We start from the raw sequence: 23,675 nt of genomic DNA on the forward strand, positions 1-23,675 counted from the left end.
ACTACTCTCCACCAAGATCGGAAAAGGGTTTAAGCCCCGTCAATAACCCATACAAACCGTGCAACGGCACGGGCAGCCACGCGGGGCGATTTTCGGCTTCATAGGCCACTTCATAGGCCGCCTTCTCCAGGCCGAACAACGCCAATGCGGCGTCGGCGCCTTCAGGATCTTGCCAAGCATGATCAAGACTAGCTGCCGCCCGGCGATATGCCTGAACAAATGCCTCTCGCGCCTCCTGCAAATAGCGATCCGCCACACGATGACGTGATGCTTCGGATTCGGGGCTGTGGTCGACGTTGTGCACGTTGATGGTCATGGCTGCCGCGTAATCGAAAGAACGCAGCACACCACTGACATCCTTGTACGGGCTGTGTTTGCCGCGACGTTCGCTCAATGGCCGTGCAGGTTCGCCCTCGAAATCGATCAGAAAGGCATCGCCCTTGATCACCAGCACCTGACCCAAATGCAGGTCACCGTGGACACGGATCCGCAAACCGCCGACAGCTTTTTTCGCCAGATCCTGCACATGGGCAAGGATGGTTTTTTTCTCGTCGATCAGTCGTTTAACCAGCTTCTGATCCGCCGCGCTGAGTTCGCCCTGATGCTGCTTGAGCAGTTTCAGAGCCTGTTCGACCTGAGCGGCGACGTCCTTACCGGTGGCCTGCATGTCCTTGGCCGTACTGATTTGCGGTGCAAAGTCGGGATTGTCGGTCGGCGCCGCCAGCACCTGATGCATTTCGCCCAGGCGCTGACCGAGCATCCCGGCAAAATCCTTCAACTCACCCAAGGCGTTGTAATGCTGTTCCTGCTCGGACATGGCATCGGCCAGCTCATCGCGTAATGCCCGTTCGAGGTTGTTTTGCGTCCATTCCCACGCATCGCCCTGATTGCTCAGATAGCCTTGGGCGATCATCAACAGATTGTCTTCGCCCTTCGCATCGCGGCGGATCACCGAACCCAGCAGCGGGGAGATATTGGCAAATCCGGCAGCGGTCAGGTAAGCGCTCATCTCCAGTTCCGGGTGTACGCCAGAAGCGACTTTGCGGATCAGCTTAAGGACTACGCTGTTGCCGATGACCACCGAACTGTTCGATTGCTCGGCCGACAGATAACGCACCTCGGATTCACTGCCCAGCGCCAGTGTTTCCAACAGCGGTGTCGGGGCGAAGCGGATTTCGCCATCAGCCGATTCGAGCACTGCGTTGTTCTGCATGCCCTGCAATACGGCGCGGATAAACGCTTCGAGACTGAATGCGTCTGTAATCAAACCGACCTGACGCACCCGACGCACGCGGGCCAATGCCAGTTGCTGAGGCAGCGCCGCGCCGACCTGATCCTCTGAGATAAAGCCAAACGGCAGTTGATAACGGTGGGTCTGGCCGCCGCTGGTGACTTCGATCTCGCTGAGCAGCACCGGATGCTCGGCGTCGCCGAACCGCACGCCGTAGGCCAGATGCACCTTGTCGATGGCAGCATCCTTGCCGGCGAACCAACGGCGGTTTTGCAGCCAGCTCGGCAGAATGCCTTGCTCCAGGGTCGCGCGGGCTGGCGCCTCGAGCAGTTCCTCCATGCGTTTTTTCAGCACCAGGGTGGTGAAGTCCGGCAGGCTCTGCGCCGGTTCCACATGCCAGCTCGGCATCTGGTTTTCCGCCGCGAGGGCGAACCAGTAGAAACCGTACGGTGCCAAGGTCAGGAGGAAATTCAACTGACCGATGGGTGGGAAGGCGTTACCGCCGAGCATCTCCACCGGGACCATGCCGACGTAGGCCGACAGATCGAGCTCCGCCGCTTGGGCGCTGCGCGACACGTTGGCCACGCAGAGAATGATTTCGTGTTTGCCATCGGCGTCGGTGAACTCGCGGGTATAAGCCAGAATCCGTCGGTTGCTCGGCGAGAGCATTTTCAACGTGCCACGGCCAAACGCTTTGGATTGCTTGCGTACGGCGAGCATGCGCCGCGTCCAGTTGAGCAACGAATGCGGGTCGCCGGCCTGGGTTTCGACGTTGACCGACAGATAGCCGTATTGCGGGTCCATGATCGGCGGCAACACCAGGCTAGCCGGGTCGGCGCGGGAGAATCCGCCGTTGCGGTCGATGGACCACTGCATGGGCGTTCGCACACCGTCGCGGTCGCCAAGATAGATGTTGTCGCCCATGCCAATTTCATCGCCGTAATACAGGGTCGGCGTGCCCGGCATCGACAGCAGCAGGCTGTTGAGCAACTCGACCCGGCGGCGATCACGCTCCATCAACGGCGCCAGACGCCGACGAATGCCGAGGTTGATCCGCGCCCGGCGATCAGCGGCGTAGTAGTTCCACAGGTAATCGCGCTCCTTGTCGGTGACCATCTCCAGCGTCAGCTCATCGTGGTTGCGCAGGAAAATCGCCCATTGGCAGTTGGCAGGGATTTCCGGGGTTTGGCGCAAAATATCGGTGATCGGGAAGCGATCTTCCTGAGCCAGCGCCATGTACATGCGCGGCATCAGCGGGAAGTGAAAGGCCATGTGGCATTCGTCGCCATTCAAGCCGTGCGCGTCGGTATCGCCAAAATACAACTGGGTGTCTTCCGGCCATTGGTTGGCTTCGGCCAGCAACATGCGGTCGGGGTAATTGGCATCGATCTCGGCACGGATCTGCTTGAGGACGTCGTGGGTTTCCGGAAGGTTTTCGTTGTTGGTGCCGTCGCGTTCGATCAAGTACGGGATCGCGTCGAGGCGCAGACCGTCGATGCCCATGTCCAGCCAGTAACGCATCACCGACAGCACGGCCTTCATCACTTGCGGATTATCGAAGTTCAAATCCGGCTGATGGGAATAAAAACGGTGCCAGAAGTATTGGCCGGCGACCGGATCCCAGGTCCAGTTGGACTTTTCGGTGTCGAGAAAGATGATCCGCGTGCCGTCGTATTTCTGGTCGTCATCCGACCACACGTAAAAGTCACGTGCGGCCGAGCCCGGTTTGGCTTTGCGCGCCCGTTGAAACCACGGGTGCTGGTCGGAGGTGTGGTTGATGACCAGCTCGGTGATCACCCGCAAACCACGTTTGTGCGCCTCGGCGATAAAGCGTTTGGCGTCGGCCATGGTCCCGTAATCGCTGTGCACGCCACGGTATTCGGCGATGTCGTAGCCGTCATCGCGACGCGGCGATGGATAGAACGGCAACAGCCAGATGGTATTGACGCCGAGCTCGGCGATGTAATCGAGTTTGGCGATCAGGCCGGGAAAGTCGCCGATACCGTCATTGTTGGAGTCGAAAAATGATTTGACGTGAACTTGATAAATCACCGCATCCTTGTACCAGAGCGGATCTTTGATAAAGGTGGCAGCCTTGGGTTTCTTCGCCATGTGAAACTCCTGAAAAATTCTGAAGATGTCTTAACTGAAGAAATACGGTCACTGTGGGAGCTGGCTTGCCAGCGATAGCGGTGGTTCAGCAATGAAGATGCAAGCAGACAGACCTCAATCGCTGGCAAGCCAGCTCCCACATTTGAATCATTGCGAGCCTTATGAAGCAGTAATCCGCCAAATGCCGAACGGCTGGTAAGCCGGGTCTAAGCGCATGAACTGATATTTGCCGTGCCAATCCCAACGATGCCCGTTCATCAAGTCCTCGCCATGGGTGGTGGCATCATCAGGCAGGCCCATTTCCCACAACGGCAGCTCGAAATTCGCTTCCTGCACGTTGTGCGGGTCAAGGCTGACCGCTACCAGAATGAAGTTGCGGCCGTCAGCGCTGCGTTTGCCGAAATACAGGATGTTGTCGTTCCAGGCGTTGTAGACCTTCAGGCCCAGGTGGGTGTGCAACGCCGGGTTTTGCCGGCGGATGCGGTTGAGCTGGGCGATCTCGGCAATAATGTTGCCGGGGGCGTTGAAATCGCGGACGCGGATCTCGTATTTCTCCGAATCCAGATACTCCTCTTTGCCCGGCACCGGCGCCGCTTCACACAGCTCGTACCCCGAATACATGCCCCAAAGGCCCGAGCCCATGGTCGCCAGCGCGGCACGAATCAAGAACCCTGGACGCCCCGAGTCATGCAGGAACGCTGGGTTGATGTCCGGCGTGTTGACGAAAAAGTTCGGCCGGTAACATTCGCGCCACGGCGATTCATTGAGTTCGGTGAAGTAAGCCGCCAGTTCCGCCTTGGTGTTGCGCCAAGTGAAATAGGTGTAGCTCTGGGTGTAACCGACCTTGCCCAATCGCGCCATCATCGCCGGCGTGGTGAACGCTTCCGCGAGGAAGATCACCTCCGGATGCTGCGCTCGCACATCGGCAATCAGCCATTGCCAGAACGGCAGCGGCTTGGTGTGCGGGTTGTCGACACGGAAGATCTTCACGCCCTCCTCGACCCAACCGACGATGATGTCACGCAGCTCAACCCAGAGACTCGGTATCGCGTCGGGCGCGTAAAAATCAACGTTGACAATGTCTTGATATTTCTTTGGCGGGTTTTCCGCGTATTTGATCGAGCCGTCCGGCCGCCAGTTGAACCAGCCCGGATGCTGTTTGAGCCACGGGTGATCCTGGGAGCACTGGATGGCGAAGTCGAGGGCGATCTCCAGCCCATGATCGGCGGCAGCCACCACCAGCCGACGGAAGTCTTCGCGGGTGCCGAGTTGCGAGTGAATGGCCTCGTGCCCCCCCTCTTCGCTGCCAATCGCGTAAGGACTGCCAGGATCCTGCGGCCCAGCGCTCAGGGAATTGTTGCGGCCCTTGCGATGGGCGCGACCGATCGGATGGATCGGCGTGAAATACAGGACGTCGAAGCCCATGTCCTGAATCATCGGCAACCGCGCGTGCACGTCATTAAAGGTGCCATGACGGTTGGGGTCATCGGTGATCGAGCGCGGAAACAACTCATACCAACTGGCAAACTCGGCCAGTTCGCGCTCGACATCCATGGGAAATTCGGCGCTCACGCTTAAATAGGCGCGGTGATCGGCCTGGGTCATCAAATGCGCACTGCGTGAGTGCAGAAACAGCGCCACCTGCTCGGTTTCGAGCAGGCCGGACAGTTCATGGTGCAGCGCCGCGAGTTGTTCGCTGAGCGCACCTTCACTGCGTTCGGCAGCCTGTTGCACCATGCTGCGGCCTTCTTGCAGCTCAAGCGAGACCGGCACCGCCGCGTTGTGCTTCTTCTCTAATTCATACTGAAAACTGGCGAAATGGTCGATCCACGCTTCGATGCAATACAGATAACGGCCCTGATCTTCCGGGCGGAAGCTGCCTTGCCAGCCGTTGTTGCCCAGCTCCGACATGACCTCGCTTTGCCACGTCTCTTTGCCTTCCTCGCGCCAGCGAATGCGCACCGCCAACTTGTCGTGACCGTCGGCGAATACCTTGCTGGTGACCACCACATCGCGCCCGACAATGGATTTGACGGCAAACTGACCGCCATCGAGGGTCGGCATGGTGTTTTCAATGACGATGCGCGGCAGCAGCAAAGCTTGCGACAGCGGCATGTGCGGGTTGTAGTTCAGTTCAGAAGGTTTTTCAGCAGTCATCGAGCATCTCTCCTTAACGCCCCAAGGACGCTCTTGTGCCGGATCAGTGTTCACAACGAGGCACCTGCCCCAACATGAACGCACTTAAGTTCCGAGCGACCGGCGCCGGGAAAAGTTCACAGGGATTTGCCTGCACAAAAAAGCGGATCGAATTCGCTGCGAGGTGGTCAATCCACTTAAGCACTTCTCACGCCATGTGCCACACGGAGGTCATCAGATGAGTATCCCGATTCCGGCCGAAACGCCTGATCCGAACATTGACAAACCCACTTTGCCCGAGACCGAGCCCCAGCCGATTCCCGAGCAGGAGCCGCCGGGCACCACGCCACCGGCCAAGGAAGAACCGCCAACGACCATGCCGCCGGTGATTGTTGCGCCTGATTGATGACGGTCCGTCATCGGTGATCCCTATCAAAGGGTTTTGCGATGCGTGGCATCACGTTGAAGACCGCCGCCATGAGCAGGCGACCATTAATCGGTTGCACAGAACGACCAGCAAAGCCTGCCCCCTAGCCTTTCAGTCACCTCTGAAAAAGGACCGTCCCATGCCCGTTCGAATCGAAAACCAGACCTGTTTTTTCAGCACTGAAAACGGCGAAGAAATCCGCCTGTGCGGCGACTTGACCGTGATCACCGACAGCGAGAAAGCCATGTCGGCCGTGGAGATCGAAGGCCAGCGCATTTACATCACCGAAGCAGAAGCCGACGCATTGACCGTTGCAGGCGCCAAGGATGGGCGTAAGCATTTGAAGGCTGACGAGGGTGATTCGGTGATTTGACTGACCTTGATCAACACAGCGCGCAAACGCCTGAGATAGGGGTTTGCGCCTGTGCCTACGGGCTGCTTCAAGTTGTCGCAGGCAGGCCGACAAACGCCATCTGATACGCTTTTTATTGAAATAGCTGAGCCTGTTATGCAAACAGATCGGCGCTCATAGTGCATCGGCCTGATGGAGGCTGATGAGCGAACGACCATGAGCGAACAAATCCCCGTCCGAACCGTAGAAGTTGAACCACCCCACATAAAAAGTGTGCCGGGTCGCCCAATGAAGGCGAAGAACGCGTCCAGCGATAACCAGATTCACACCCGCAGCTTTACCGGCCTGTTTCGAACCCTGCGCATGAGTGGCGCGGGGTTCTTGTTTTTGCTGTTTTTCGGCACCGTGTGGCTGAACTGGGGCGGGCGTCAGGCCGTTCTCTGGGACCTTTCCGAAAGTAAGTTCCACATCTTTGGCGCAACTTTTTGGCCGCAGGATTTCATCCTGCTGTCTGCTCTGCTGATCATTGCCGCGTTCGGCCTGTTCGCCATCACGGTGTTTGCCGGGCGCGTCTGGTGCGGTTACACCTGCCCGCAAAGCTCGTGGACCTGGATCTTCATGTGGTGCGAGAAGATCACCGAAGGCGAACGTAACCAGCGGATCAAATTGCAAGCCGCGCCGTGGGGGTTGAACAAACTCGCCCGCCGCGCCGCCAAGCACACGTTGTGGCTAGCGATCAGCGTGATGACCGGCCTGACCTTCGTCGGCTACTTCACCCCGATCCGGCCGTTGGCCGAGGAGCTACTGACCCTGCAAATCGGCGGCGTCAGTCTGTTCTGGGTGTTGTTTTTCACGGCGGCCACCTACATCAATGCCGGCTGGCTGCGCGAGGCGGTGTGCATGCACATGTGCCCTTATGCGCGGTTCCAGAGCGTGATGTTCGACAAGGACACCCTGGCCATTTCCTACGACGTGGCCCGTGGTGAGAACCGTGGCCCGCGCAAACGCGACGTGAAACCGGCCGAGGCCGGGCTGGGCGATTGCATCGACTGCCAGTTGTGCGTGCAGGTCTGCCCGACCGGCATCGACATTCGCGACGGTTTACAGATGGAATGCATCGGTTGCGCGGCGTGTATCGACGCCTGTGATTCGATCATGGACAAAATGAACTACCCACGCGGTTTGATCCGTTACAGTTCCGAGCGCGAATTGCAGGGTGGCAAGACCCACCTGCTGCGGCCAAGGCTGATCGGCTACACCCTCGTGCTGCTGCTGATGATCGGGGCGCTGGCCCTGGCGCTGGTCGAGCGGCCGATGGTGTCGCTGGACGTGACCAAGGATCGCGGCCTGTTCCGCGAAAACGGTCTGGGCCAGATCGAGAACATCTATACCCTCAAAGTCATCAACAAGACCCAACAGCGCCAGGACTACAACTTGAGCCTGGTCGACGGCGACGGTTTCCGACTGCAAGGCAAGACCGAACTGAGCCTGGCCCCCGGCGAGATTGTCGATGTGCCAGTGTCGGTGGCCATGACCACGGAACGCCCGAGCAGCAGTTCACAGACCCTGAGTTTCAAGATTGCCGACCGCGATGAACCTGAGGTTTACAGCGTGTCGAAGAGCAGGTTTGTGGCGCCGATGAATCGCTGATCCCTTAAACTGCGGCGCGGCCATTGGCGAGCAAGCCCGCCCCCACATTTGGAATGCATTCCTCTGTGGGGGGCGGGCTTGCTCGCCAATGTAGGCAACGCGGTCTTCCAGAATGAAATCAATCCGGACCCAAGATGAAACGCTACGAAAAATTCGCCGACGACATCGCTGAACTGATCCGCTCCGGCGTCCTTGGCCCCGGTCAGCGCGTGCCTTCGGTGCGCTACGCCAGCCAGACTTACGGCGTCAGCCCGTCCACTGTGTTTCAAGCCTATTACCTGCTCGAACGCCGTGGTCTGATCCGCGCCCGCCCGCGTTCCGGCTACTTCGTCAATACCCACGCGCCGAGTCCGTTCTCGGAGCCGGTGATCAGCAGCCACGTCAACGATTCCACCGAGGTCGACGTCAGCGAACTGGTGTTCTCGGTGCTGGACTCGATCAAGGACCCTAGCACCGTCCCCTTCGGCTCAGCGTTCCCCAGCCCGACGTTGTTCCCGCTGCAACGCCTGTCGCGTTCCCTGGCCAGTGCGGCGCGGGAGATGGACCCGCGCATGGTCGTCACCGACATGTCACCGGGCAACCCGCAACTGCGTCGGCAGATCGCCCTGCGCTATATGGTCGGCGGGTTGATGCTGCCGATGGAAGAACTGCTGATCACCAACGGCGCCCTCGAAGCGCTGAACCTGTGCCTGCAAGCTGTCACCGAACCGGGTGATCTGGTGGCCATCGAAGCCCCGGCGTTTTATGCCAGCCTGCAAGTGCTGGAGCGCCTGAAACTCAAAGCCGTGGAAATCCCCGTGCATCCGCGTGACGGCATCGACCTCGGTGTACTTGCGCAGACCCTCGAACGCCACCCGATCAAAGCCTGCTGGTGCATGACCAGTTTCCAGAACCCGATGGGCGCGACCATGCCCGAAGCGAAGAAACAGGAACTGGTCGAACTGCTGCGCCGCCATCAAGTGCCGCTGATCGAGGACGACGTCTACGCCGAACTTTATTACGGCCAACAAGCGCCGAAACCGGCCAAGGCCTTCGACACCGAAGGGTTGGTGATGCATTGCGGTTCGTTCGCCAAAAGCCTGGCCCCCGGCTACCGCATCGGCTGGGTCGCCGCCGGACGCTACGCGCAAAAGATCGAACGACTGAAACTGATGACGTCACTGTGCGCCTCGATGCCGGCGCAGGCAGCGATTGCCGACTATCTTCAACATGGCGGCTACGACCGGCATCTGCGCAAACTGCGGTATGCACTGGAGGAACAGCAAAGTGCGATGCTCGCGGCGATTGCCCGTTATTTCCCGGCACAAACACGGGTCAGCCAGCCGGCCGGCGGTTATTTCCTATGGCTGGAATTGCCACCGCAGATGGATTCGTTGAAGTTGTTTCAGATGGCGCTGGCGCAAGGCATCAGCATCGCGCCAGGGCCGATTTTTTCACCGACCCAGCGGTTCCGGAACTGCATTCGCTTGAATTACGGCAGCCCGTGGACTGAGCACTCGGAGAAGGCGATGGAGACGTTGGGGCGGATTGTGCGGTCGTTCTGAGGTTTTATGTTGATCGAACGGGCCCCATCGCAGGTTCGCCAGCGATGGGGCCAGACCTGACGCTTGAATTTCTGAATTCAACGCCCGCCGCCGAGATCAACAAAGGTCCCGGTGGCATAAGAAGCTTTGTCCGACAGCAACCAGACAATTGCCTCCGCCACTTCGTCCGGCCGCCCGCCTCGGGCCATCGGGATAGCCGACTCAAGCTTGCTGACCCGGTCCGGATCGCCGCTCAGCGCATGGAAATCGGTGTAGATGAAGCCCGGACGCACCGCGTTGACCCGAATCCCCTCGCCCGCCACTTCCTTGGACAAACCGATGGTGAACGAGTCAAGCGCGCCTTTGGACGCGGCGTAATCCACGTATTCATTAGGCGACCCCAGGCGCGATGCGACCGACGACACGTTGACGATACTGCCGCCCTGCCCGCCGTGTTTGGGCGACATGCGCAGGATCGCGTGCTTGGCACAGAGGATCGGCGCCAGGACATTGGTTTTCATGGTTTTGAGAATGCGGAATTCGGACATCTCGTCGACCCGCGATTTATGCCCGACGGTGCCGGCATTGTTCACCAGTGCGGTGACCCGTCCCAGTTCGGTATCGACCCGATGAAACAGCGCGACCACTTCGTCTTCAATGCTGACGTCGGCGCGTACTGCGATGGCTGTTGCGCCAAGCGCTCTGACTTGCTCCAGCACGCTTTGCGCGGCCTGTTCGTCTGACTGGTAGTTGATGCAGATCCGATAGCCCTTCTCGGCAGCCAACAAAGCCGTAGCGGCGCCAATCCCGCGCCCGCCACCGGTGATCACAATGACTTTATCCATGCTGGCCTTTCCCCTCATTCACACGTAACAGTCGGGGAGAAGAATAACCGCCATTGGCAGGTTTTGCATGAGCCGTGTCAAAGGCTGAGTCTGTGACAAAAGCAATGGCGAGGCTGAAGATGTTCTTGTGAGGGTTAACTCAGACGGCCGCCTGCTTCTCGCCCCGGGCAATGTCCTGCATGAATTTGTCCGCCGGCATCGGATACCCCAGCAGATAGCCCTGCAACGAATCACAGCCCAGTTTTGTCAGGAAGTCCTGCTGCACACCGGTCTCCACACCTTCAGCCACAATCCGCAGCCCCAGCGCCTGTCCCAACGCAACAATTGCCGAGACAATCGCCGCATCGTCGCTGTCGTGCTCCAGATCCCGCACAAACCCTCGGTCGATCTTCAACTCATTGGCCGGCAGACGCTTGAGGTACATCAGGCTCGAATAGCCAGTGCCGAAGTCGTCGATCGACAGGTCAACGCCCATGTCCGACAACTCCTGCAGCACCGTCATGCTCGCATCGGCGTCGCTCATGGCCGTGGTTTCGGTGATCTCCAGGGTCAGGCTGTTCGCCGGCAAATGGTGCGTCGCCAGCGCTTTGGCGACACTTTGCACCAGGCCGGCATGACAGAACTGCAAGGCCGACAGGTTGACCGCGATACGCCAGTCGGTATAGCCAAGCACATACCACTCGCGCATCTGTCGGCAGGCCTCGTTAAGCACCCACTCTCCGATCGGAATGATCACGCCGGTTTTCTCGGCCAGATCGATAAATTTGTCCGGCATCAGCAAGCCGTGGATCGGGTGCTGCCAGCGCAGCAGTGCTTCGGCACCGACCGGGCGCCCATTGGCAGCGTCGAACTTGGGCTGGTAATGCAGGCTGAACTGGCTGTGCTCCAGCGCGGCGCGCAAGTCCTGGAGTAACTGCAACTGCTTGCGTGCGTTGTTGTTCATGGACGCGTCAAAAAAACTGTAACCGTTCTTGCCGGCACCCTTGGCGTGATACATCGCCGCATCGGCGTTCATCAGCAGTTCCTGAGCGGTCCGGCCATTTCCGGGGTACAGGGCGATGCCAACACTGGCGGAAATCTGCAAGTCATGCTCGGCAACGCGAAACGACTGCGCAACCAAGCCGACCTGACGTGCCGCCAGACCCAATGCGTCGTTGGGTTCGGTCAGGCGTACCAGCAGCACAAACTCATCGCCGCCGATTCGCGCCAGCGTGTCCTGGCTGCGCAAGTCTTCCCGCAGACGCACGCCGACTTCGCGCAACAACTGATCGCCCATGTGATGGCCAAATGCGTCGTTGACGGGTTTGAACCCATCCAGATCGATGAACATCAAGGCAAAACAGCCGCCCTGTTCATGGACCTTTTTCATCGCCTGATTGATCCGGTCGTCAAGCAACATGCGGTTAGGCAGACCGGTCAAGGTGTCGTGCAGCGCCAGTTGCGTGAGTTCGCGGTTGGCCACGGTCAACGAATGCGCCAGTTCGGCGGTGCGCGTTTCAAGCCGAGCGTCGAGGATCGAGGTCAGCAAGGCAATCGACAGCACCGCCAACGTGGTGATCAGCACCAGGCTGTCGAGCCCGTTGCCCTTCAGGCCATTGAGCGTCGCGCCGCAAAAACTGCCCTCAGGGAATTGCGCGGCGGCCATGCCGGTGTAATGCATGCCGACGATGGCGATACCCATGATCACCGCGGCACCACCGCGAATCAGACGAACATGGGGCGAATGCTGGCGCAGGCGGAAAGCGATCCACAACGCCGCCGCTGAGGCACCGACAGCGATCAACAGGGACGCACCGAACAACGCAGGATCGTAATCGATCCCCGGCGTCATTCGCATCGCCGCCATGCCGGTGTAATGCATGGCGCTGATGCCCGCCCCCATGATCAGCGCACCGAAGGCCAACTGCGAAATCGGAAGTTTCGGCTGGCTGACCAGCCACAAGGCAAAACCGCAGGACAGCACGGCGATCAGCAGCGACAGCGCCGTGATGCTGATGTCGTAGCCCAGATCGATCGGTAGCCTGAAGGCAAGCATGCCGATGAAGTGCATCGACCAAACGCCGACGCCCATGGCCAATGCACCACCGGCGGTCCAGAAATGCACGGAACGGCCTTTGGCAGTGGCGATGCGTCCGGTGAGATCGAGCGCGGTGTACGACGCGAGGATCGCCACACACAACGAAATGAAAACCAGGGTGGAGGAATAACTACCGATGAGCATGGGGATTCTCGTAGTCTCCCTAACCGGACTGCGTCCATTCTCGGTCGGGCAAAAGCAGCGATTGTACTGATTGCGCAGAAGAACGCACTGACAAAGTAACCAAATTGCCATCAAGTCGATGAAACGCTTGTTCGACCGGTCTGAAAGGCTCTGGGTCGACGCTCATTTGCTGCCGGTTTACTCGCGAAAACGGTGTGTCAGGCAGTGAAATGCCGAATGTTCCGACGCTTTCGCGAGCAAGCCCGCCTAACGGTCTAGCGGCTGTCGCTTACATCGAGTTGCCCATCCCAACCACCGCCCAGCGCGGCAATCAACTGCACACTGGCAATCAACCGACTTTGCAAGACGCTCAGCACGCTGCGCTCGTTGCTCAGTGCAGTGGCTTGCACCACGACCACGTCGATGTAGGCAATCAATCCGGCCTTGTACTGGTTTTCCGTCAGGCGCAGCGAATCGCGGGCCGCGTCGAGTGCTTCCTGACGCACAGCCGCTTCGTCCTCATACACTTTTAGCTGCACCAGATAGTTTTCCACTTCACGCAAGCCATCGAGTACGGTCTGTCGGTACTTGGCAACGGTCTCGTCGTAGACCGCCTCGGTGCGGTCGACTTCAGCCGAGCGTATGCCGCCGTCGAACAGCGGCAAGTCCAGTTTCGGCCCCACCGACCAAAAGCGGTTCGGCAAGCTGATCAGGTCTTGGGACTTACTGCTGCTGTAACCGCCACTCAGGCTCAGGGACAGATCCGGGTAGTACGCCGCTTGCGCCACACCTATTTTGGCGTTGGCGGCGATCACCGAGCGTTCGGCAGAGGCGATGTCCGGACGGCGTTCCAGCAACTGCGATGGCAGGCTCAAAGGCACTTGCGGCAAATTGGGAATGGTTTGGGTTTGCGCGATGCTGAAATCCGCTGGCGCTTGTCCGGTCAGTACGGCGATGGCGTTTTCGAACTGCGCGCGCTGCCAGATCAGGTCGACCAGATCGGCCTGGGTACTTTTGAGCTGTGTCTGTGCCTGAGCCACCGCATCACGCCCGGAAACACCGGCGCGGTATTGGTTCTGGGTCATTTTCAGCGAACGTTCATACGCCGCAACGGTGGCTTCGAGCAGACGTTTCTGTTGATCGATGACCCGCAATTGCAGGTAGTTCTGCACCAATTCCGATTGCTGGCTCAGGCGCATTGCCGCCAGATCGGCGAAGCTCGCCTGGGCACTGGCCTTGTCAGCTTCTAGCCCTCGGCGCAATTTGCCCCAGATATCCGCCTCCCAACTGACGCCCAGTTGCGCGTTGTAAGTGTCGCGAATACCGCTGGCGGAACTGCTCAGACTCGAACTGCTACTGCCGGTGCCCTGACTGGAGCGGGTCTTGCCCAGACTCAAGTCGACACTCGGATAAAAAGCGCCACGCGCACTGCGCACCAAGGCTTGGGCCTGTCGGTACTGGGCTTGCGATTGCGCAACCGTCTGGTTGGAACTGTTGAGCTTCTCGATCAGCCCGTTGAGTTGCTGATCGCCATACAGCTCCCACCAAGCGCCACGGGCCAGCGAATCGCTCGGGTTGGCCTGACGCCAGCCTTCGGCTTCCTTGTATTGCGCGATTTCAGCCGTCTGCGGGCGCTGATAGTCCGGGCCAACAGCGCAAGCACTGAGCATCGCCACGCACAGCGAAAGGCTCAACAGACGCGAGCCGCGAACAGTGGCCAGATTGATAAGCGAACGGTCAGTCATAGCGGAGTTTCCAGAGCGGCGTCAGTACGCACGCCACGCCATTTATTGAAGCGATGGCGCAGCTTGTCGAGATAGAGGTAAACCACAGGCGTGGTGTAAAGCGTCAGCACTTGGCTGAAAATCAGTCCGCCGATGATGGTCAGGCCCAACGGCTGGCGCATTTCCGCGCCTTCGGCCCGGCCGAGCAGCAACGGCAAGGCACCGAGGATCGCTGCCAGTGTGGTCATCAGAATGGGACGCAGACGTTGCAAGCAGGCACTGCGGATTGATTCCAGCGGCGTCATGCCCTGTTGCCGTTCCAGTTGCAGCGCCAGGTCGATCATCAGGATGGCGTTTTTCTTCACCACGCCGATCAACAGGAACAGCCCGAGCAGTGAGATCAGGCTGAACTCGCCGCCCAGCGCATAGATCGACAACAAGGCACCGACACCGGCAGACGGCAGCGTCGACAGAATCGTCAGTGGGTGAATGTAACTTTCGTACAGCACACCCAACACCAGATACACCGCCAGCAGCGCACCGAGAATCATGAACGGCTGGCTCTTCTGGGTCGCGGCGAACGCGTCGGCGGTACCGGCCATTTTCGCAATCACGTCTTCCGGCAAACCGAGTTTGGCAATCGCTCGTTCGATGGCGGCACTGCCCTGCTCTACCGTCACGCCTTCAGCCATGTCGAAGGAAATGTCTTCCGAGGCAAACTGACCTTCGTGGCTGACCCGGTCGTCTTCCAGGCTGCTCTCGTAGTGAGCGATGGTCGATAGCGGAATCCGCGCACCGTCAGCCGTGATCACTTGCACCTGCTTGAGCGTCACCGGATCTTGGGCGTACTTCGGATTGACCTCCATCACCACTTGGTACTGGTTGAGGCTGTCGTAGATCGTCGAAATCTGCCGCTGGCTGTACGCGTTATTGAGCACCGACGTGACCATGTCCATGTCCACGCCCAGACGCTTGGCCTGATCACGGTCGACGATCAATGTTATTTGCTGCGCGCCCTTGCCTTCACGGGCATCAATTGCGGTCAGCTCCGGCAGTGCGCGCAAAGCAGCCACCACTTTCGGATACCACTGGCGCAGCTCGCCCAGATCACCGCTTTGCAAGATGTAGCTGTACTGCGAAGTGGTCTGTTCGCGGCCGCCGCCGAATTGCAGGTCCTGATCGGCCATCAGCATCAATCGCGCGCCAGGCACTTGCGGCATTTCCTTGCGCAGGCGCTCGATGACTTTCTGTGCCGACAGGTTGCGCTCCTTGATCGGTTTCAGGCGCACCAGCATGAAGGCGTTGTTGGTGCCGTTGTTGCCGCCAATGAAACCGGCGACGCTTTCAACCGCCTCGTCCTTGAGCACAGCGCGACGGAAGATTTCCATTTTCGGCTGCATCACATTGAACGACAGACCGTCGTCACCGCGAACGAAACCGATCAACTGGCCGGTGTCCTGCTGCGGCATGAAGGTTTTCGGCACCACCACATACAGGGCGACGTTGACGCCAACGGTCACCAGCAAACTGAGCAAGGTCAGACGACGATGGCGCAACACCCAGTCGAGGCTGGTGGCGTACCTGGCGACCATCCAGTCGTTGGTTTTGCGGCTCCAGCGTTGCAGGCGGTTTTCCTGCCCAGGCGTGTGCGGCTTGAGCCAGCGGGCGCAGAGCATCGGGGTCAGCGTCAGCGAGACCACCAGCGAGACGACAATGGCCGCTGCCAACGTGATGGAGAATTCGCGGAACAGGCTCTCGATGATCCCGCCCATGAACAGAATCGACAAGAACACCGCCACCAGCGACACGTTCATCGACAGCAAGGTAAAACCGACTTCTTTCGCCCCGAGATACGCAGCCTGCATCGGCTTGACGCCTTCGTCGATGTGCCGGGAAATGTTCTCCAGCACCACGATGGCATCGTCCACCACCAGCCCAGTGGCCAGAATCAACGCCATCAGCGACAGGTTGTTCAGCGAGAAACCATAGAGGTACATCACCGCGAAGGTGCCGACCAGCGACACGGGCACTGCCAGCGTCGGAATCAGGGACGCTCGGAAATTACCAAGAAACAGGAACACCACCAGAATCACCAGTGCCACAGCGATCAGCAGCGTCATCTCCGCTTCGTGCAATGTCGCCTTGATCACGGGGGAGCGATCCATGGCCAGGTTGAGCTTCACGCTGGCCGGCAGCACCGCTTGCAGCGCGGGCAATTGCGCTTTGATCTCGTTGACCGTTTCGATGATGTTGGCACCGGCCTGCCGGTTGATCACCAGTAGCACCGCCGCGTCATCGTTGAAGAAACCGCTGTTGTAGCGATCCTCAACGCTGTCGCTGACCTTGGCCACGTCCTTGAGGCGCAACGCCGCACCGTCGGCGTAGTGGATGATCAGCGATTCGTAATCCTTGGCTTTCTCCAACTGGTCGTTGGCCTGAATCTGCCACAACCGCTGCCCGTCCTCGACCGAACCTTTGGGCCGGCGCACGTTGGCGTCGGCGATGGTCTTGCGCACATCGTCTAGCGCCACGCCGTACTGGTTCAGCGCCTGCGGTTCGAGTTCGATGCGTACAGCCGGCAGGGAGCTGCCGCCGATCTGCACCTCACCCACGCCCTGCACCTGCGAAAGACTCTGGGACAAAATGGTCGAGGCCAAATCGTAGAGCTGCCCCTTTTCCAGCACATCCGAGGTCAGCGACAGCACCATGATCGGCGCCTGCGACGGGTTGACCTTCTTGTAGGTCGGCATGCTGCGCATCCCGCTCGGCAACAAGTTGCGCGAAGCGTTGATCGCAGCCTGCACCTCCCGCGCGGCACCATTGATGTCGCGGTCGAGGTCAAATTGCAGAATGACCCGGGTTGAACCCTGGCTGGAACGGCTGCTCATGGTGTTGACGCCGGCAATCGCGCCGAACGAGCGCTCCAGTGGCGTCGCCACCGTAGACGCCATGACTTCCGGACTGGCACCGGGCAGGCTCGCCTGCACAACGATTACCGGGAAGTCCATTTGCGGCAGCGGCGATACCGGCAGCAGACCGAAGCTGACACCACCCAACAGCATGATCGCCAGGCTCAGCAGCATGGTCGCGACCGGGCGCTTGATGAAAGGGCCGGAGAGGTTCATGGCTGCTCTACCGGCTCCACGGCCGAAGGCGCGCGCCCCCAGCGACGACCGAGACGGTCGAAATACAGGTAGATCACCGGCGTGGTGAACAACGTCAGCACCTGACTCACCAGCAAGCCGCCAACCATCACCAGACCCAGCGGTTGGCGCAGCTCAGCGCCGGAACCGGTGGCGAGCATCAACGGTACCGCGCCGAACAATGCGGCCAGCGTGGTCATCAGGATCGGCCGGAAACGCAACAGCGCCGCCTGATAGATCGCCTCCTGCGGTGCCATGCCCTGATTGCGCTCGGCGTCGAGGGCGAAGTCGATCATCATGATCGCGTTTTTCTTGACGATACCGATCAGCAGGATGATGCCGATGATCGCGATCATGCCCAGGTCATTGCCGCTCAGCAGTAACGCCAGCAAGGCGCCGACCGCCGCTGACGGCAGAGTCGAGAGAATGGTGATCGGGTGAATGTAGCTCTCGTAAAGCACGCCCAGCACGATATACATGGTCACAACCGCCGCCAGAATCAGCAGCAAGGTGCTCGACAGCGAGGCTTGGAAGGCTTCGGCCGCGCCCTGGAATTGTGTCTGCACGCCAACCGGCATGCCGATGTCTTTCTGCACCTGTTCGATGACATCAACCGCATGCCCCAGCGCCACACCCGGCGCGAGGTTGAACGACATCATCACCGCCGGGAACTGGCCGATGTGAGTGATCGCCAGTTGTGCCTGACGCTGTTCGACATGGGCCAGACTCGACAACCGCACCTGCGCGCCATCGGTCGTTTTAACGTGAATCTGATCCAGCGCCTGCGGGCCGATCTTCTCTCCGGCCTGGGCTTGCAGGACCACGCGGTATTGGCTCGCCTGGGTGTAAATGGTCGAAATCTGCCGCTGGCCGAAGGCGTCGTACAGCGCATCGGTGATGTTTGCCACCGAAACGCCGAGCCGCGAGGCCGCATCACGGTCGATCACCAGGTAGACCTGCAAACCTTTGTCCTGCAAATCGCTGGCAACATCGGTCAGTTCCGGACGCTGCGCCAGTGCCTCGACCAGACGCCCGCTCCACAGGCTCAGCAGTTCGGAGTCCGGCGATGACATGCTGAACTGGTACTGGGTGCGGCTGACCCGGTCCTCGATGGTCAGGTCTTGCACCGGCTGCATATACAGGCGGATACCGACCAGTTTGGCGAGTGGCGGTTGCAGCCGTGCGATCACTTCGGTAGCCGACAGATCGCGCTCGCCGTGAGGCTTGAGATTGATCAGCAAGCGACCGCTGTTCAGCGTGGCGTTATCGCCGTCGACGCCGATGTAGGACGACAGGCTTTGCACCGCCGGATCTTCAAGAATAACCTTGGCCAGTTCCTGCTGACGCTCACTCATGGCGGCGAAAGAAATCGATTGCGGCGCCTCGGAAATGCCCTGAATCACGCCGGTGTCCTGCACCGGAAAGAAGCCCTTGGGCACAACCAAATAAAGGAACACAGTGAGCGCCAACGTGCCGATGGCTACCATCAGCGTCAGCGGCTGATGCTTGAGCACCCACTGCAATTTGCGCCCGTAGGCCGCAATCATCCAGTCGATGCACGCGCCGCTGGCTCGGTAAAAACGGCCCTGATCATGGGGCTCCGGTTCACGTTTGAGCAAGCGTGCGCACATCATCGGCGTCAGCGTGAGAGAGACCACAAGCGAAATCAGGATCGCCACGGCGAGGGTAATAGCGAATTCGCGGAACAGTCGCCCAACCACGTCCGCCATGAACAACAGCGGAATCAGCACCGCGATCAGCGACAACGTCAGAGAGATCAGGGTGAACCCGATCTGCTTGGCGCCCTTGAGCGCAGCTTGCATGGGGCTATCGCCCTCCTCGATGAAGCGCGCGATGTTTTCCAGCATCACGATCGCATCGTCGACCACAAAACCGGTGGCGATGGTCAGGGCCATCAATGTCAGGTTGTTGACCGAGAATCCAGCGAGGTACATCACGCCGAACGTACCGATCAGCGACAGCGGCACGGCCACCGATGGAATGATCGTCGCACTGGCACGGCGCAGGAACAGAAACGTCACCATGACCACCAGCGCGATAGCGATCAGCAGTTCGTGCTGCACGTCGGTGACCGAGGCGCGAATGGTTTGGGTACGGTCCGTCAGCACCGTTACATCGAGCCCGGCCGGGAGGTTGTCGGTGATGCTTGGGAGCAGCGCCTTGATCCGGTCGACCACCTCGATCACGTTGGCGCCCGGTTGACGCTGGATGTTCAGCAAAATCGCCTGATTCTGGTTGGCCCAAGCGGCCAGACGTTCGTTCTCGGCGCCGTCGACGATTTGCGCGACATCCTTGAGCCGTAACGGCGCGCCGTTCTTGTAGGCGAGGATCAGGTTGGCGTAGTCCTTCGGCGAGGTCAGTTGATCGTTGGCGTCGAGCATCGACACCCGCGTCGGGCCGTCGAAGTTGCCTTTGGGCTGGTTGACGTTGGAGGCGGCGATCAGGGTGCGCACGTCCGACAGGTTCAAGCTGTTGGCAGCCAGAGCCTCCGGGTTGACCTTGATCCGCACGGCCTGACGTTGACCGCCAGCGATGCTGACCATACCGACGCCGCTGATCTGGGCAATTTTCTGCGCCATGCGCGTATCGACCAGATCATTGAGTTTGGGCAGGAGCATGGTTTTCGAGGTGATCGCCAGGGTCAGCACCGGGGTGTCCGCCGGGTTGACCTTGTTGTACACCGGTGGCGCCGGCAAGTCGCTTGGCAGCAGATTGGTCGCGGCGTTGATCGCGGCTTGCACCTGCTGTTCGGCGACGTCCATGTTGATGTCGAGGCTGAAGCGCAAGGTCAGCACCGAGGCGCCGCCGGAACTGGTAGAAGCCATTTGAGTGAGGCCCGGCATTTGCCCGAACTGACGTTCAAGCGGCGCGGTGACGGCACTGGTCATCACGTCCGGGCTGGCGCCGGGATAGAGGGTCATGACGCGGATGGTCGGATAGTCGACCTGGGGCAGCGCCGACACTGGCAGCAAGCGGTACGCGATCAGGCCGGCCAAAACAATGGCCAGCATGCTCAGGGTGGTGGCTACCGGACGGAGGATGAACAGCCGCGAAATGTTCATGCGCCCTTCTTGGCCTTGTCGGTGACAGCGGCGTCAGTACGCGTGGCAGCGGATTGGCCTTGCAAGTGTTCGGTCGGGGTGGTGGGCACCTGATTGCTGTCGTTGACCACCTCGACCTCACTGCCCTCTTTCAGACGGTCGGTGCCTTCGAGCACCACACGATTACCAGCGGCGAGGCCTTCGGTGATAACCGTGTTTTCGCCGTCACTGGCGCCGACCTTCAATTGGCGAATAGTGACTTTCTTGTCGCCATCAAGCGCGTAAACGAACGTGCCGTTAGTGCCGAATTGAACGGCAGCGGACGGTACCAGCACCACACCTTTGAGGGTGTCGGCCAGCAAGTGAACGTTGACGAACTGGTTGGGAAACAGCGCCTGATCACGGTTATCGTAGCGGGCCTTGAATTTCAGAGTGCCGGTGGCCACGTCGATCTGGTTGTCGAGGCTTTGCAATACACCGCTGGCTTGCAGTTTGGTATCGCCGCGATCCCAGGCCTCGGCCGGCAGTTTGGCGCCGCTGCGGTAGCGGGCAAGCACGGTTTCGAGGCTGTTTTCCGGCAACGTGAAGGCGACGCTGATCGGCTGCGTCTGGGTGATTACCGCGAGGGACGTGGTGTCGTTGGCGGTCACCAGATTACCGACGTCTACCTGACGCAAGCCGACGCGACCGGTAATTGGCGCACGGATCTTGGTGAATTCGAGATTGAGCTTGGCGTCGTTGACTGCCGCCTGATTGGTCTTGACCGTGCCCAGATACTGGCCGACCAGCGCCTCGGCGGTGTCCAGAGTCTGCTTGGCGATGCTGTCTTCTTTGTACAACCCACGATAACGCTCGACATCGACCTTCGCGTTTTTCAACTGCGCCTGATTTTGCAGCAAGGTGCCCTCAGCCTGGAGCAAGGCGTTCTGGTACGGGCGCGGATCGATCTCGGCCAGCAAGTCGCCAGCCTTGACCATCTGGCCTTCTTCAAAATTGATCTTTACCAGTTCGCCACCCACCCGGCTGCGCACGTTGATGGTGTTGAGCGCGGTCACCGTGCCCAAAGCCTTGTAATACAGCGGGAAGTCGCCCGTGACGGCCGGCGCCACCCGCACCGGAACAGGCCCCGTGCCACCGCCGAAGCCCGGTCGCATCATCCCGGAACGCCCGGTATGACCGGCCGCCGCTTTCTCGTCGCCCTCCTTGTGGGCTGAACCGGCAGGCCAGAATTTCCAGCACAGGACGGCGATAACCAACAAGACAAGCAGGCTGATCAGCCAGCGACGGGCGTTGCGTGGGGACGATTGCATGGAGTGATTAACCATTGGGCGCGTGGGCTTCTTTTACGGGAGGCTGAACGATAAGCACTGGTGGGGATTAAGCAAAGCAGCTTTACCGGCAATTTACCTTCAACTTACGTTTCAAGGTGTGAGGCAAAACACTGATACACAAATGAAAACGGCCTGGACAGTGCCAGGCCGTTAACAATTGTAAAGCGCTTGTTTCAAAACATTTATTTCAAGACAGCGAGGGCCGCTTCGTAATTAGGCTCTTCAGCGATTTCCTTGACCAGTTCGCTGTGCAGAACGTTGTCGTTTTCATCCAGAACCACTACGGCACGGGCGGAGAGGCCTTTCAGCGGGCCGTCAGCGATGGCCACACCGTAGTTCTCGATGAACTCGACACCGCGCAAGGTCGACAGGTTCTGGACATTTTCCAGACCTTCAGCGCCGCAGAAGCGAGCCTGAGCGAACGGCAGGTCAGCCGAGATGCACAGCACCACGGTGTTGCTGATGTCGTTGGCCTGAGCGTTGAACTTGCGCACGGAGGTGGCGCAGGTCGGTGTGTCGACGCTTGGGAAGATGTTCAGCACTTTGCGCTTGCCGGCGAAGTCTTTCAGGGTGACATCCGACAGATTGCCGGCAACCAGGGAAAAGGCTGGCGCCTTGGAACCGGCTTGTGGCAACTGGCCGTTGACTTGAACCGGATTGCCTTTAAGGGTGACTTGAGCCATGACTTGAGTCCTTCTGAACGTTGTTGTTGAGCATACAAGAGGCCGAAGTTAAGCACGAAATTGTCCGACGACCTATGCCTTGACTGAAATTGTCATGTGCCGAAACGCAAAACTGCATACAACCCAAGTACTCAGTAGGCAGCTACACCGTTCCTATTGAAACTGAAATCGTATTGAGGAATGTTCCCGCATTCTTCAGCGAGTCTTCCTACATAGATTTTTTTCTGCCCTTGTTACCGTGCCCGCCAGTCTTCGCGAGCACAAACCAGGGACGGTTTCGACATCGCGCTCTTTTCCTCTTTGCTTAAGGATAAGCGTATGTTCCGGCCGGCCAATGCGGCGCATTTCTCGTTGCAGATTCCTGCTATCCGTCACGACTTCAAGGTGCTGGCCTTCAGCGGCACCGAAGCAATCAGCACGCTTTACGGCATCCACATTGAACTGGTCAGCGAGCACCCGGACTTCGATCTGGAGAGCTTGCTCAGCCAACCGGCGTTTCTGCAATTTGGCCATAACGGCGAAGGCATTCACGGGCGCATCGAAGACGTGCTGGTCGGCGAGGCCGGCAAGCGTCTGACTCGTTATCACCTGACGCTGGTGCCGGCGCTGCACTATTTGCAGTTCAGCCACGATCAGCGGATTTTCCAGCGCATGACCGTGCCGCAAATCATTGCCGAGGTGCTTGAGGGGCACGGCATTCAGGGCGATGCGTTTACCTTTCACGTCAGCTCCAGCGCCACTCGCGAATACTGCACGCAGTACTTTGAGTCCGACCTGGCATTCATCCAAAGGTTATGCGCCGAAGACGGTATCGCCTGGCACCACCAGCACTCACCGGACGGGCATTTGCTGGTGTTCACCGACGATCAGGTGTTCCTGCCCAAACTCGGTGCCACGCCGTATCAGCAGGATTCCGGGATGGTCGCCGAGCATTCGGTGGTCAGCCGTTTCAGTGTGCGAACCAGCACCCGCACCAGCACGGTCACCCGCCGCGACTATGACCTCGAACGCCCAAGCCTGCTGCTCGAAAGCCACTTCACCGCCGAGTTCACTCCGGCGCTGGAAGACTATCGCTACCCGCTGCTGATCGAGAGCGAGAAGTCCGGCAAGCAATTGGCCCGGCAGGCGCTGGAGCGCCATCGCAGCGACTATGAATTGGGTGATGGTCAAAGCGATCAGGCACATCTGCGCTGTGGCCATCTCTTCGAACTGACTGAGCACCCGCGCAAAAGCTGCAACGACCTGTGGTTGTTGCT

General features: G+C 59.5%; 14 protein-coding genes. 5 read left to right on the plus strand and 9 right to left on the minus strand.

Annotated elements, in window-relative coordinates; translation table 11 throughout:
- Nucleotide 1: 1 nt before the first annotated feature.
- Both treS and ACIOU6_RS17330 read right to left on the minus strand, forming a co-directional pair.
- Entirely contained in the window at nucleotides 2–3,343 is a 3,342-nt protein-coding gene (treS, locus tag ACIOU6_RS17325; protein ID WP_401138195.1) for a maltose alpha-D-glucosyltransferase, read from the minus strand.
- A gap of 159 nt (nucleotides 3,344–3,502) precedes the next feature.
- Nucleotides 3,503–5,500, minus strand: a complete 1,998-nt coding sequence (locus tag ACIOU6_RS17330; RefSeq protein ID WP_401138197.1) for an alpha-1,4-glucan--maltose-1-phosphate maltosyltransferase — start codon at nucleotides 5,498–5,500, stop codon at nucleotides 3,503–3,505.
- 217 nt (nucleotides 5,501–5,717) lie between these two features.
- On the opposite strand from ACIOU6_RS17330, the gene ACIOU6_RS17335 reads away from it, so the two are divergent.
- From ACIOU6_RS17335 to mapR, 4 genes are all read left to right on the plus strand, one after another.
- Entirely contained in the window at nucleotides 5,718–5,885 is a 168-nt protein-coding gene (locus tag ACIOU6_RS17335; RefSeq protein WP_221734068.1) for a hypothetical protein, read from the plus strand.
- A gap of 160 nt (nucleotides 5,886–6,045) precedes the next feature.
- Complete coding sequence (locus ACIOU6_RS17340; protein ID WP_221734069.1) at nucleotides 6,046–6,279, plus strand: DUF3203 family protein; 234 nt, start codon at nucleotides 6,046–6,048, stop codon at nucleotides 6,277–6,279.
- Between the two features lie 195 nt (nucleotides 6,280–6,474).
- Nucleotides 6,475–7,908 carry a cytochrome c oxidase accessory protein CcoG gene (gene ccoG, locus ACIOU6_RS17345; RefSeq protein WP_401138201.1) on the plus strand — a complete coding sequence of 478 codons (1,434 nt, stop codon included), beginning with the start codon at nucleotides 6,475–6,477 and terminating at the stop codon, nucleotides 7,906–7,908.
- A gap of 134 nt (nucleotides 7,909–8,042) precedes the next feature.
- The gene (gene mapR, locus ACIOU6_RS17350) at nucleotides 8,043–9,452 is read left to right on the plus strand and encodes a GntR family transcriptional regulator MpaR (protein WP_401138203.1); all 1,410 of its coding nucleotides are present in this window, start codon (nucleotides 8,043–8,045) and stop codon (nucleotides 9,450–9,452) included.
- Nucleotides 9,453–9,529: 77 nt separating this feature from the next.
- Here the strand turns inward: mapR and ACIOU6_RS17355 are convergent, their stop codons facing one another.
- From ACIOU6_RS17355 to tpx, 7 genes are all read right to left on the minus strand, one after another.
- A complete protein-coding gene (locus ACIOU6_RS17355; protein ID WP_221734072.1) occupies nucleotides 9,530–10,276 on the minus strand; it encodes an SDR family oxidoreductase in 747 nt (248 codons plus the stop codon).
- A gap of 139 nt (nucleotides 10,277–10,415) precedes the next feature.
- Nucleotides 10,416–12,497 (minus strand): bifunctional diguanylate cyclase/phosphodiesterase, encoded by a 2,082-nt coding sequence (locus ACIOU6_RS17360; protein ID WP_221734073.1) that lies wholly within the window; start codon nucleotides 12,495–12,497, stop codon nucleotides 10,416–10,418.
- Nucleotides 12,498–12,751: 254 nt separating this feature from the next.
- Nucleotides 12,752–14,221 (minus strand): efflux transporter outer membrane subunit, encoded by a 1,470-nt coding sequence (locus ACIOU6_RS17365; protein ID WP_221734074.1) that lies wholly within the window; start codon nucleotides 14,219–14,221, stop codon nucleotides 12,752–12,754.
- Nucleotides 14,218–17,325, minus strand: coding sequence for an efflux RND transporter permease subunit (locus ACIOU6_RS17370; protein WP_401138207.1), 3,108 nt, complete (start codon nucleotides 17,323–17,325; stop codon nucleotides 14,218–14,220). The genes ACIOU6_RS17365 and ACIOU6_RS17370 overlap by 4 nt, the downstream gene beginning before the upstream one ends.
- On the minus strand, nucleotides 17,322–20,426 hold the full coding sequence (locus tag ACIOU6_RS17375; RefSeq protein ID WP_401138209.1) for an MdtB/MuxB family multidrug efflux RND transporter permease subunit: 3,105 nt from the start codon (nucleotides 20,424–20,426) through the stop codon (nucleotides 17,322–17,324). Before ACIOU6_RS17375 ends, ACIOU6_RS17370 begins: the two co-directional genes overlap by 4 nt.
- Nucleotides 20,423–21,730, minus strand: coding sequence for an MdtA/MuxA family multidrug efflux RND transporter periplasmic adaptor subunit (locus tag ACIOU6_RS17380; protein ID WP_401138212.1), 1,308 nt, complete (start codon nucleotides 21,728–21,730; stop codon nucleotides 20,423–20,425). The genes ACIOU6_RS17375 and ACIOU6_RS17380 overlap by 4 nt, the downstream gene beginning before the upstream one ends.
- Before the next feature lie 188 nt (nucleotides 21,731–21,918).
- Nucleotides 21,919–22,419, minus strand: coding sequence for a thiol peroxidase (gene tpx, locus ACIOU6_RS17385; protein WP_401138215.1), 501 nt, complete (start codon nucleotides 22,417–22,419; stop codon nucleotides 21,919–21,921).
- A gap of 318 nt (nucleotides 22,420–22,737) precedes the next feature.
- Between tpx and tssI the strand changes: the two genes are divergently transcribed.
- Nucleotides 22,738–23,675 (plus strand): type VI secretion system tip protein TssI/VgrG (tssI, locus tag ACIOU6_RS17390; protein ID WP_401138217.1); only part of this gene is annotated, 938 nt, incomplete at its 3' end.

This window comes from Pseudomonas sp. NPDC087615 (genome assembly GCF_044743445.1).
Classification (GTDB): domain Bacteria; phylum Pseudomonadota; class Gammaproteobacteria; order Pseudomonadales; family Pseudomonadaceae; genus Aquipseudomonas; species Aquipseudomonas baetica_A.

Coding starts and splice junctions, on each gene's coding strand:
- treS (WP_401138195.1), bottom strand. CDS start 3,343: ATGGCGAAGAAACCCAAGGCTGCCACCTTTATCAAAGATCCGCTCTGG.
- ACIOU6_RS17330 (WP_401138197.1), bottom strand. CDS start 5,500: ATGACTGCTGAAAAACCTTCTGAACTGAACTACAACCCGCACATGCCG.
- ACIOU6_RS17335 (WP_221734068.1), top strand. CDS start 5,718: ATGAGTATCCCGATTCCGGCCGAAACGCCTGATCCGAACATTGACAAA.
- ACIOU6_RS17340 (WP_221734069.1), top strand. CDS start 6,046: ATGCCCGTTCGAATCGAAAACCAGACCTGTTTTTTCAGCACTGAAAAC.
- ccoG (WP_401138201.1), top strand. CDS start 6,475: ATGAGCGAACAAATCCCCGTCCGAACCGTAGAAGTTGAACCACCCCAC.
- mapR (WP_401138203.1), top strand. CDS start 8,043: ATGAAACGCTACGAAAAATTCGCCGACGACATCGCTGAACTGATCCGC.
- ACIOU6_RS17355 (WP_221734072.1), bottom strand. CDS start 10,276: ATGGATAAAGTCATTGTGATCACCGGTGGCGGGCGCGGGATTGGCGCC.
- ACIOU6_RS17360 (WP_221734073.1), bottom strand. CDS start 12,497: ATGCTCATCGGTAGTTATTCCTCCACCCTGGTTTTCATTTCGTTGTGT.
- ACIOU6_RS17365 (WP_221734074.1), bottom strand. CDS start 14,221: ATGACTGACCGTTCGCTTATCAATCTGGCCACTGTTCGCGGCTCGCGT.
- ACIOU6_RS17370 (WP_401138207.1), bottom strand. CDS start 17,325: ATGAACCTCTCCGGCCCTTTCATCAAGCGCCCGGTCGCGACCATGCTG.
- ACIOU6_RS17375 (WP_401138209.1), bottom strand. CDS start 20,426: ATGAACATTTCGCGGCTGTTCATCCTCCGTCCGGTAGCCACCACCCTG.
- ACIOU6_RS17380 (WP_401138212.1), bottom strand. CDS start 21,730: ATGGTTAATCACTCCATGCAATCGTCCCCACGCAACGCCCGTCGCTGG.
- tpx (WP_401138215.1), bottom strand. CDS start 22,419: ATGGCTCAAGTCACCCTTAAAGGCAATCCGGTTCAAGTCAACGGCCAG.